Annotated in this window: 11 protein-coding genes and 2 tRNA genes; 12 read left to right on the forward strand and 1 reads right to left on the reverse strand. The window is 56.1% G+C overall.

Features of this window, described 5'->3' with window-relative positions; all coding sequences use genetic code 11:
• The first annotated feature begins 1 nt into the window (after position 1).
• The 6 genes from AAEZ03_RS22070 (at position 2) to AAEZ03_RS22095 (ending at position 4,842) form a co-directional block, all read left to right on the forward strand.
• A tRNA-Gln gene (locus tag AAEZ03_RS22070) sits at positions 2-76 on the forward strand.
• A 45-nt stretch (positions 77-121) separates the two neighbouring features.
• The gene (locus tag AAEZ03_RS22075) at positions 122-1,063 is read left to right on the forward strand and encodes a ribose-phosphate pyrophosphokinase (protein WP_016971225.1); all 942 of its coding nucleotides are present in this window, start codon (positions 122-124) and stop codon (positions 1,061-1,063) included.
• Between the two features lie 139 nt (positions 1,064-1,202).
• Positions 1,203-1,793, forward strand: coding sequence for a 50S ribosomal protein L25/general stress protein Ctc (locus tag AAEZ03_RS22080; protein ID WP_048368413.1), 591 nt, complete (start codon positions 1,203-1,205; stop codon positions 1,791-1,793).
• Between the two features lie 165 nt (positions 1,794-1,958).
• Positions 1,959-2,543, forward strand: a complete 585-nt coding sequence (gene pth, locus AAEZ03_RS22085) for an aminoacyl-tRNA hydrolase (RefSeq protein ID WP_048368414.1) — start codon at positions 1,959-1,961, stop codon at positions 2,541-2,543.
• Between the two features lie 23 nt (positions 2,544-2,566).
• Positions 2,567-3,667 carry a redox-regulated ATPase YchF gene (ychF, locus tag AAEZ03_RS22090; protein WP_048368415.1) on the forward strand — a complete coding sequence of 367 codons (1,101 nt, stop codon included), beginning with the start codon at positions 2,567-2,569 and terminating at the stop codon, positions 3,665-3,667.
• Between the two features lie 134 nt (positions 3,668-3,801).
• The gene (locus AAEZ03_RS22095) at positions 3,802-4,842 is read left to right on the forward strand and encodes an FUSC family protein (protein ID WP_350581570.1); all 1,041 of its coding nucleotides are present in this window, start codon (positions 3,802-3,804) and stop codon (positions 4,840-4,842) included.
• A gap of 102 nt (positions 4,843-4,944) precedes the next feature.
• Here AAEZ03_RS22095 and AAEZ03_RS22100 read toward each other — a convergent pair whose 3' ends face one another.
• Entirely contained in the window at positions 4,945-6,117 is a 1,173-nt protein-coding gene (locus AAEZ03_RS22100; protein ID WP_423814839.1) for an MFS transporter, read from the reverse strand.
• A 215-nt stretch (positions 6,118-6,332) separates the two neighbouring features.
• On the opposite strand from AAEZ03_RS22100, the gene AAEZ03_RS22105 reads away from it, so the two are divergent.
• The 6 genes from AAEZ03_RS22105 to AAEZ03_RS22130 all read left to right on the forward strand — a co-directional run bounded on the left by AAEZ03_RS22105 (position 6,333) and on the right by AAEZ03_RS22130 (position 9,386).
• Positions 6,333-6,409: transfer RNA gene (locus tag AAEZ03_RS22105), tRNA-Met, on the forward strand.
• Positions 6,410-6,577: 168 nt separating this feature from the next.
• Positions 6,578-7,822 carry a tyrosine-type recombinase/integrase gene (locus tag AAEZ03_RS22110; RefSeq protein ID WP_350581573.1) on the forward strand — a complete coding sequence of 415 codons (1,245 nt, stop codon included), beginning with the start codon at positions 6,578-6,580 and terminating at the stop codon, positions 7,820-7,822.
• A gap of 262 nt (positions 7,823-8,084) precedes the next feature.
• Complete coding sequence (locus AAEZ03_RS22115) at positions 8,085-8,306, forward strand: pyocin activator PrtN family protein (RefSeq protein ID WP_350581584.1); 222 nt, start codon at positions 8,085-8,087, stop codon at positions 8,304-8,306.
• Between the two features lie 177 nt (positions 8,307-8,483).
• Positions 8,484-8,786 (forward strand): helix-turn-helix domain-containing protein, encoded by a 303-nt coding sequence (locus tag AAEZ03_RS22120; protein WP_350581576.1) that lies wholly within the window; start codon positions 8,484-8,486, stop codon positions 8,784-8,786.
• Between the two features lie 4 nt (positions 8,787-8,790).
• On the forward strand, positions 8,791-9,060 hold the full coding sequence (locus AAEZ03_RS22125) for a helix-turn-helix transcriptional regulator (protein ID WP_350581579.1): 270 nt from the start codon (positions 8,791-8,793) through the stop codon (positions 9,058-9,060).
• A complete protein-coding gene (locus tag AAEZ03_RS22130; RefSeq protein ID WP_350581582.1) occupies positions 9,057-9,386 on the forward strand; it encodes a hypothetical protein in 330 nt (109 codons plus the stop codon). Before AAEZ03_RS22125 ends, AAEZ03_RS22130 begins: the two co-directional genes overlap by 4 nt.
• The last annotated feature ends 649 nt before the right edge of the window (positions 9,387-10,035 follow it).

A 10,035-nucleotide genomic window follows, 5' to 3' on the forward strand; every position in this document is an offset into this window, starting at 1 on the left:
CAGGGGCGTCGCCAAGCGGTAAGGCAGCAGGTTTTGATCCTGCCATGCGTTGGTTCGAATCCAGCCGCCCCTGCCATTTCTTATACTCATCCAGGTTACCCTCAGCCTTCAGGTACTGCGCGTGTCCAAGATGATGGTCTTTACGGGGAACGCTAACCCCGATCTGGCTCGGCGTGTCGTACGTCAGCTGCATATCCCTCTCGGTGACATTTCTGTCGGCAAGTTTTCCGACGGCGAGATTACCGCTGAGATCAATGAAAATGTTCGCGGTAAAGACGTTTTCATTATTCAGCCGACTTGTGCTCCGACCAACGATAACCTGATGGAACTCGTCGTGATGGCTGATGCCTTCCGCCGTTCCTCAGCAACTCGTATTACTGCTGTTATTCCTTACTTTGGTTATGCCCGTCAGGATCGCCGTCCGCGTTCCGCACGTGTGGCTATCAGCGCAAAAGTTGTTGCTGACATGCTTACCGTAGTCGGCATCGACCGTGTTCTCACGGTTGATTTGCATGCTGACCAAATTCAGGGTTTCTTCGATATTCCTGTAGATAACATCTACGGCTCCCCAGTATTGGTGGATGACATCGAAGATCAGCGCTTTGAGAACCTCATGATTGTGTCCCCGGATATCGGCGGCGTCGTGCGTGCACGTGCTGTTGCCAAATCCTTGGGCGTGGATCTGGGGATCATCGACAAACGCCGTGAGAAAGCCAATCACTCCGAAGTGATGCATATCATTGGTGATGTCGAAGGGCGTACCTGTATTTTGGTTGACGACATGGTCGATACCGCCGGCACTCTGTGCCACGCGGCTAAAGCCTTGAAAGAGCATGGCGCTGCCAAAGTGTTCGCCTACTGCACACACCCTGTGCTGTCGGGTCGGGCAATCGAGAATATCGAGAACTCTGTGCTGGATGAGCTGGTGGTGACTAACACCATCCCGCTGTCCGCCGCCGCACAAGCCTGTTCGCGTATCCGTCAACTGGATATCGCACCGGTTGTGGCTGAAGCGGTTCGCCGCATCAGCAACGAAGAATCGATCAGCGCGATGTTCAGATAAGGGCCCTGCCCTGCTCTGACATCCGTTGACGAAAAGCGCCCCGCCCCAACAGCCTGTTGGGGCGGGGCTTTTTTGCCCATACCGTCCATAGCGCTGGTCGCAAACGCTAGGGCGGGTGTGGATATTTTGGAGATACAACATGAACGATTTTACTCTGAATGCTGAAGTGCGTTCCGACCTGGGGAAAGGTGCGAGCCGCCGCCTGCGTCGTCTCGCAAGCCTGGTTCCAGCTGTAGTTTACGGTGGCGACAAAGCCCCTGAATCCATCAGCATGCTGGCTAAAGAAGTTGCCAAACTGCTCGAAAACGAAGCTGCTTACAGCCACGTTATCGAACTGACCGTTGGCGGCGTTAAGCAAAACGTGATCATCAAAGCTCTGCAACGTCACCCGGCTAAAGGCCACGTGATGCACGCTGACTTCGTACGCGTTGTTGCTGGTCAAAAGCTGACTGCAATCGTTCCAGTTCACTTTGTTGGTGAAGCTGCTCCGGTTAAGAAAGGCGGCGAGATCTCGCACGTTATCGCGGAAATCGAAGTTTCCTGCCTGCCAAAAGACCTGCCTGAATTCATCGAAGTTGATCTGGCTAACGCCGAAATCGGCTCGATCATTCACCTGTCGGACATCACCGCTCCTAAAGGCGTTGAGTTCGTAGCTCTGGCACACGGTAACGACCTGGCTGTAGCCAACGTTCACGCTCCACGTGTTGCACCAGAAGCAGACGCTGAGTAATTCATTACTCTGTCGTTGGAGTTTTGAGAAACATCGCGAGCTAACACGCAGCGAGTAAAGCGGACAAGATCGCGAAGTTTACTCAGGTAAACCCGTTTTCTTGTCTGTTTTCGCCGCTACCGTTAGCGGCGATGTGATCCATAACTCTATAGAAGGGCCCTTGTCGTGACCGCCATAAAACTGATCGTTGGCCTGGGAAATCCAGGCACCGAATACGAACAGACCCGGCATAACGCAGGGGCCCTTTTTGTTGAGCGCCTCGCGGCGGCAAACGGGGTCAATCTCGTTGCCGATCGTAAATATTTTGGCCTGACCGGACGTTTCAGCCATCAGGGTCAGGATGTTCGTCTGTTGATTCCCACCACCTATATGAACCGAAGCGGCCAGGCCGTTGCGGCACTTGCCGGCTTCTACCGCATTGCGCCAGAAGCCATATTGGTGGCCCACGACGAACTCGATCTCCCACCGGGTGTTGCCAAGCTCAAGCTGGGCGGCGGCCATGGAGGTCATAACGGCTTGCGTGACATCATTGCGCAACTGGGAAACAACAATAATTTCTACCGTCTGCGGCTCGGCATTGGCCACCCAGGCGTCGCGAGCATGGTGTCCAACTTTGTTCTGGGTCGTGCGCCACGCGCCGAGCAGGAAAAACTGGACGCCAGCATCGATTTTGCCCTCGGCGTGCTGCCGGATATCCTCGCCGGTGAATGGAACCGCGCGATGAAAAACCTGCACAGCCAGAAGGCCTGACTCTTTTTCCGAGGGGAAACACCATGGGATTCAACTGCGGCATCGTCGGCCTGCCTAACGTCGGCAAGTCCACCCTGTTCAACGCCCTGACCAAATCCGGCATTGCAGCGGAGAACTTCCCCTTCTGCACGATCGAGCCGAACACCGGCATCGTGCCGATGCCCGACCCGCGTCTAGCAGCACTGGCGGAGATCGTTAAGCCGAATCGCATCCTGCCGACCACCATGGAGTTCGTTGACATCGCGGGCCTGGTAGCCGGTGCTTCGAAAGGTGAAGGCCTGGGCAACAAGTTCCTGGCCAACATCCGCGAGACTGACGCTATCGCTCACGTGGTGCGCTGCTTTGAAGACGAAAACGTGATCCACGTTTCCAACACCGTCGACCCCAAGCGCGACATCGAGATCATCGACCTTGAGCTGATCTTCGCCGACCTCGACAGCTGCGAAAAGCAACTGCAAAAAGTCGCACGTAACGCCAAAGGCGGCGACAAAGAAGCGGTTGCCCAAAAAGCCCTGCTGGAACAACTGATTGCCCACTTCACCCTGGGCAAGCCAGCACGCAGCCTGATCAAGAACATGGACGCCGATGAGAAACAAATCATCAAGGGCTTCCACCTGCTGACCACCAAGCCGGTGATGTACATCGCCAACGTGGCCGAAGACGGTTTTGAAAACAACCCGCTGCTCGACGTGGTGAAAGCCATTGCCGAAGAAGAAGGCGCGACCGTTGTTCCGGTGTGCAACAAAATCGAAGCTGAAATTGCCGAGCTTGAAGACGGCGAAGAAAAGGACATGTTCCTTGAGGCCCTGGGCCTTGAAGAGCCAGGCCTGAACCGTGTGATCCGTGCCGGTTACGAAATGCTCAACCTGCAAACCTACTTCACCGCCGGCGTTCAAGAAGTACGCGCCTGGACCGTCAAAGTAGGCGCTACCGCTCCACAAGCGGCTGGCGTGATCCACACCGACTTCGAAAAAGGCTTTATCCGCGCCGAAGTGGTCGCCTACGAAGACTTCATCCAGTACAAGGGTGAAGCAGGTGCAAAAGAAGCCGGTAAATGGCGTCTGGAAGGCAAGGACTACATCGTTAAAGACGGCGACGTCCTGCACTTCCGCTTCAACGTGTAAACCAACACACGTCTAAAAAACCGCGCCCAGGCGCGGTTTTTTTGGGCCCGGATTTTACCCCGACAAACACCGTGGCAAGCAAACAGTCTATGGTTAGTCCCAAGACCTAAAGACTGACTGTGTAGGGAGTCGCAATGCTGTCCAAGGTGTTCTTCAACCGTTTCACCACTCCTCTTATTGAGCGAATCCAGTTTCGCTGGACCACGGCCTGGCGCGATGCCCTGGCCTCAGCCATCGCCGCTGCACTGGCGTGGATCCTCGCCAAGCACTTATTCGGCCACGAGCACCCGGTGTTTGCCGCCATCAGCGCAATTGTTTGCCTGGCCCCCGGCCTGCCCAGCCATGGCAAGCAAGCGGTTGGCTTGATGGTCGGCGTGGCCACCGGGATTATTATCGGGCAAGCCGCGCTGTGGTTACCGGATGGCTACCCGTTGCTGCGCATCGGCTTCGCCACGTTCTCGGCCATTGCCATCGCCGCACTGTACGGCTTGGGCGCCGTTGTACCGATTCAGGCGGGCGTGTCAGCCGTATTGATGTTGGCAGTCGGCCCGGAGAGCGCAGGTGTTGTGCGCATGCTCGATGTGGTGGTGGGCGCCGGGGTGGGCCTGATGTTCAGCCAGATCTTGCTGACACCCAACCCCATCGGGATCATTGATGACTCGGCCAAGGACTTGCTGGAAAAACTCGCCAAAGGCTTCGGCCAAAGCCTGACAGCCCTTGAAAAGAACGACGCTAAAAGCGCGCAGCACGCGGTGTTTATTTTCTCGGGCGCTCACGACAGCCTCATCACCCTTGAGAACGGCATTGCCAGCGCACGCAATACTGCACGCTGGACGTTGCGCGGTCGGTTTGCCTCGCGGGAAGTCAAAGACATAGCCAGCCGTTACGAGCGACACGCCGTGCGCTTGTACGCCAGCGCCCTGCTGTTCTCTGAGGCCTTTGCTGACGCCATGCGCAAAGAACAGGGCTCGCCACCCGCCGCGCTGCACGAACGGCTCGCCAGCGTCGCCTCAGGCTGTGCAGCGATTGCCGGCGATACGCAGCAGCCGGTGTTGGCCGCCTATGACGACCAACAGGTCGAAGCTGTGTCAGCGCCGTGGCAAATCTGCCTGCAGCATTTGAGCACCGTCGAAAGCGCGTTGCAGAGTTTTAGTGCCAGCGCGCAAAACACGTAGTCGCTGCCGAAGGATGAGGCTGCGATGGGGTGCGCAGCGCCCCTGAATGGCGGTCCTTCGGCCCGCATCGCAGCCTTCGTACCTCGACAGCGACTACAGCAATCAGACCTTTTTGCTGCGCGGCAAAAAGATTGCCAGCACGCCAAACAGCGGCAGGTACGAGCACAGCTTATAGACGTATTCGATACCGTGAATGTCGGCCAGATGCCCCAGCAACGCCGCACCAATCCCGCCAAAGCCGAACATCAAGCCGAAGAAGATACCGGCGATCATGCCCACGTTGCCCGGCACCAATTCCTGGGCATACACCACAATCGCCGAGAACGCCGAGGCCAGGATAAAACCGATGACCACACTGAGAACGCTGGTCCAGAACAGATCCGCATACGGCAGCAGCAACGTGAACGGCGCGACACCCAGAATCGAGAACCAGATCACCGCCTTACGCCCGATGCGGTCGCCAATCGGGCCGCCAAAGAACGTCCCCGCTGCTACCGCCCCCAGGAACAAAAACAGGTACATCTGCGAGTTGGCGATGGAGACGTCGAATTTCTGAATCAGGAAGAAGGTGTAATAGCTGGTGAGGCTGGCCATATAGAAATACTTGGAGAACACCAGTAACCCCAACACCACCAGTGCGCTCAGCACACGCCGACTGGACAAACCGTGCGTGGCCTTCTGCCCGGCCTTGAGCTTGAACAGGCTCAAGTGCGTGCGGTACCAGCGGCTGATCACATACAGCAGTCCTACCGCAAACAGCGCAAACAACCCGAACCAGGCCACGTTGCCCTGGCCATAGGGAATGATGATGGCAGCGGCCAGCAATGGCCCGAACGCCGACCCTGCGTTACCGCCCACCTGAAACGTAGACTGAGCAAACCCGTAACGCCCGCCCGACGCCAGCCGCGCCACCCGCGAGGCCTCAGGGTGAAAGGTCGACGAGCCCACCCCGACCAACGCAGCGGCCAGCAAAATCAGTGGAAAACTGCCGACCTGAGACAACATCAAAATCCCGACCAGCGTACACACCATGCCGCACGGCAATAACAGCGGGTTGGGGTGACGGTCCGTGTAATAACCCACCCAGGGCTGCAGCAGCGACGCGGTGAGTTGAAAAGTCAGGGTAATCAGACCGATCTGCGTGAAGGTCAGATCGTATTTGTCCTTGAGCAACGGATAGATCGACGGCAGCACCGCCTGGATCAAGTCATTGATCAAATGCGCCAGCGCCACGGCCCCAATAATACGCAGGACTAACGGGCTGGCTTGAGGCATTTGAAGGTCTGGCGTTGTTTTTATTGGAGTGTCGCTAATAGCCATAAGGGTTTCCAGGCAACAGATGAGTGCACGTGCAAGTGCCTCAATGTGCCATTTTTTAACAAGACAGTGCCATCCGAACCCCGAGAAACCTTAAGCGTTTGATAGCGCAGAGAAAATTTTCAGATATTTGCTTGACACACCCCCCTTACGAGGGAATAATGCGCGCCATCGGCTACATAGCTCAGTTGGTTAGAGCATAGCATTCATAATGCTGGGGTCCGGGGTTCAAGTCCCTGTGTAGCCACCAAGTACCTGTTTACAGATGTCTCCATGAGTCTCTAAACAACCTCAAGAAGCCCGCCTAGTGCGGGCTTTCTTGTTTCTGGCTGTATCTTCTTGTCTACCCCTATACCTTCCCGCCGTGTATCCCCCTGTGTATCCTTGATGAAAAATAGAACTGAGGGGATACAAGCCAATGAAACGCTCCGAAATCAAGCGCCGCCCACTGTCTGATACAGCCCTAGCGGGCCTGGAGCCCGACGCCAAGGAATACCGGGAGCAGGATGGCAACGGCCTGTACTTCCGCGTGAAGCCTGACGGCCAGAAGTCCTGGCAACTACGTTACAAGACGCCTGCGGGTAAGTGGAGTTGGCTGGGGTTAGGTGGTTACCCGGAGGTCGGTGGGGCGCTGGCTAGACAGAAGGCTTCCGAACTTCGCGCCGATGCGGCTGAGGGCAAAAATCCGATAGCAACCAAACAGGCCCGCCAAGCAGCCGATCTGGCGGCCAGCAACAACACCTTTGAATCACTGGCGCGGGAGTGGCACACCTCACGGCTCCACTCTTGGGATGCCGGCACCGCCAAACGAGTTATGGGCGCATTGGAGCGTCATGTGTTCCCCACCTTCGGCAAGCGGCTGTACATTGGCATCCTGTCGATGGAGTGGATGGAGCTGTTACGGGGACTGGAACAGCAAGGCATTCTTGAGCAAATGAGCCGAGTAAGAGCCTACTGCAAGGATGTGTACGATCTGGCCCGGGTGACAGGGCGAGCCGTGAACAACCCGCTTGAGGGCGTCCATAAGTTCTTGGCCTCAGGTAAAGCTGAGAACTACGCCCATGTCAGCCTTGATGAGTTGCCTGCCCTGCTCCGGGCTATCCGGTCCTACCCCCATGCCAAAGACGTACAACTTGGCTTACGCCTGCTGACCCTGATAGCCGTGCGCCCCAGCGAGCTGCGCGAAGCCCGTTGGGAAGAGTTCGATCTAAACAAAAAGCTTTGGACGATCCCGGTAGAACGCAAGGGCCGTAAGAAAGGGCTTGAACACCTGGTGCCACTAAGCCGTCAGGCCGTTGAAATACTGGAAGAGCTGCACAGCCTGACTGGTGCCTACCCTCTGTTATTCCCTGGAAGAAGCGACCGCACCAAACCCCGTAGCGATACTGTGTTTCTGATGGCCTTACGTCGCCTTGGCTATGAGGGTCGACAGACCGGCCATGGTTTCCGCCATATCGCCAGCACCATTCTGAATGAACACGAGTTTGATGCGGACCACGTTGAGGCCCAACTCAGTCATAAGGCGCCTGGCGTGCGCGGGATCTATAACAAGGCCCAGTACCTCACACAACGCAAAACCATGATGCAATGGTATGCCAACTACCTCGACTCACTTGAAAACGGTAACGTGGTCCGGGCAACCTTTCCGAAGGTGGTGGGATGACTTATCCCCTCGAAACATGTGTTCTTGGTGTTCGCGGTGTTCCACAAAAAATAAAAGCTTTTAAATTCATAGGCATATGAGCAGGAACACCGTACAGAATTTACGGCACACGCTGGAACACACTCGCGCCACGTGTTCCACCGCCACTTCTTACTGGAGGCAAAGGGGCTTCGCATGAGTAAAATTTTTAGCGGATTGCTCGCGGTATCATCGTACGGATATGGGGCGCGGGGGATACATGACTGATTACTCGACGTTCCCAATGCTTTGGCAGCAATACAACGCTGTCTCTATTCCGTTAGATACGGCGCGGCGAAACTACTTCCCTCATCTAAGCATGAACTACTTTCTTAGATCGGTAAGGGCGGGGCGAATCCCGCTCCGAGTGGTGACAGGCGACTGGGGCGGCCAGCGAAGCAAAGTGGTTTATTTGCACGACCTCGCAAGTTACCTCGACAAGATGGGCGGAATTAGCGAACCGTAAGGTCAGAAAGCGCTATACCGTTCGTCTGGGCGATTTGTCGCGTGATGGTCGTATTGTGGTCGTATTCAGGCCGTTTGTGGGTAACCGTTCTCGGCGCCAACGGCGCCTGTTTCTTTCGTTGCCCAATCGGCATAAATAGATATCCCTGTATCACTCTACGACTACAGGGAACGCTATATGACTACGCAGAGCATCAACCTACTACCCAGTTCTACCGCTTCATCCTCCCCACTTCAACGTGTCGGCGCTGACCTGCCTCCAGCGCCAAAAAACTTCAGCGTCCTACTCCCAACTGACCTGCTCACGCCAGAACAAGTGGCGGGCGTGCTGGGCTTGTCACCGCGAACGCTCGCCGCCTGGCGCAGCTCCCGACGTAGCGAACTGCCGTGGATAAAAGTTGGTGCTCGTATTCGCTACCGGCGCTGCGACGTAATTGCATGGCTGGAAGGTCTTACCTGCTCAAGTGCTTTGGAGGCTTGAGGCTATGCCAAATACACGCACCGATTTTGCTGTAAGGGAACACACCCGTATTGACCCGGAATCAACCTTGATTCGCATGCCGCAGTTAATGGCAATCGTAGGGCTCGCTCGGCCAACCATTTACAAGCTAATGAGCCAAACAGGCAGTGGTTTTCCGCTGCCAGTGAAACTCAATGAGAGCACTGCCCGTGGGGCTCCGGTTGCATGGGTGCTGAGCGAGGTTCAAGCCTGGGTGAAGTCACGCATTAATGCTCGCGAAAAGGTGGCTGCATGAGCGTCCTGATTCTTTCCCACACGATCCTAGATATCGACGCACCACCTGGATTCGACGCCCTCCAGTCAAAAGGCAGGCGAGACCTGAGAAATTTGCGCGATGAGGCAGTAAGCAGCGGCGCCCACGTCTACCTGGTGCTTTGGCGGTCAGGTGAATGGGTTTTGCTCGGCGTTAACGTCACTACTGGTGATCGTCATTGGCGCTCCGAACAACTGGTGCCACAGCTCCAGGTGCTGACAGAGGTCTTTGAAGTGATGAGGCAGCGCTCCAAGACTGGCGACTTCCTCCAGTGGCTGGAGCTGGGCGCAAAACCTGCACTGCACTAACGAAAACGCCCCCGGCTGGCACCGGAGGCGTTGAGGATCTATTTAATATGCACAACCAATTTATGACTTTCGCACGTGGCGTGCAAGCATTAGCTATTGCACTTCCTAAATCTCAAGGCTACTCTCTGTCTGTCGCTGCAAATTCAGCGACCGGGTTTAGCGGCCCGAGTTTAAGAAGGCGCACAGGCGCCACCATTTCGATTGCAGGCGCTTTTTTTGTGCCCGCATTCCTGCGTTATGGCGGCTGTGCACGGGAGACCTTCGGGTCTGCCGGGTTCCTTCTTACCCGGTCCGCTAACCCGTGCATAGCTGCCACCCATATTCGTTTAGCGGCGATTCGTGGCAGCTTCCACTTAAGAAGGAGCTCCACCTATGCACGCACTCAATCCGTCCAAAATCCGCGCAGCCGCACACCGTGCAATGGCTCTCGCCGCTCTTCACGCCAACTCCAGCCTCCGCACCCGCCTCTCTCGGTACAACTCGCACATGGAAAAAGCTCGCGCCCTAGAAACTATGGGAGGCGCGAAATGAAAGCATTTAAATATGCCGCAAAAACAGTTGGTGATGTGAACTGTAGTGGTCAACTAATTCCGGACACCTCGATAGGTTGTTTCCACGCCATCGCCCGTTCGTAATCGGTCGGTGGCAG

The sequence above is a fragment of the Pseudomonas sp. HY2-MNA-CIBAN-0224 genome, from assembly GCF_040310285.1.
In the GTDB taxonomy this organism is placed as follows: domain Bacteria; phylum Pseudomonadota; class Gammaproteobacteria; order Pseudomonadales; family Pseudomonadaceae; genus Aquipseudomonas; species Aquipseudomonas helleri.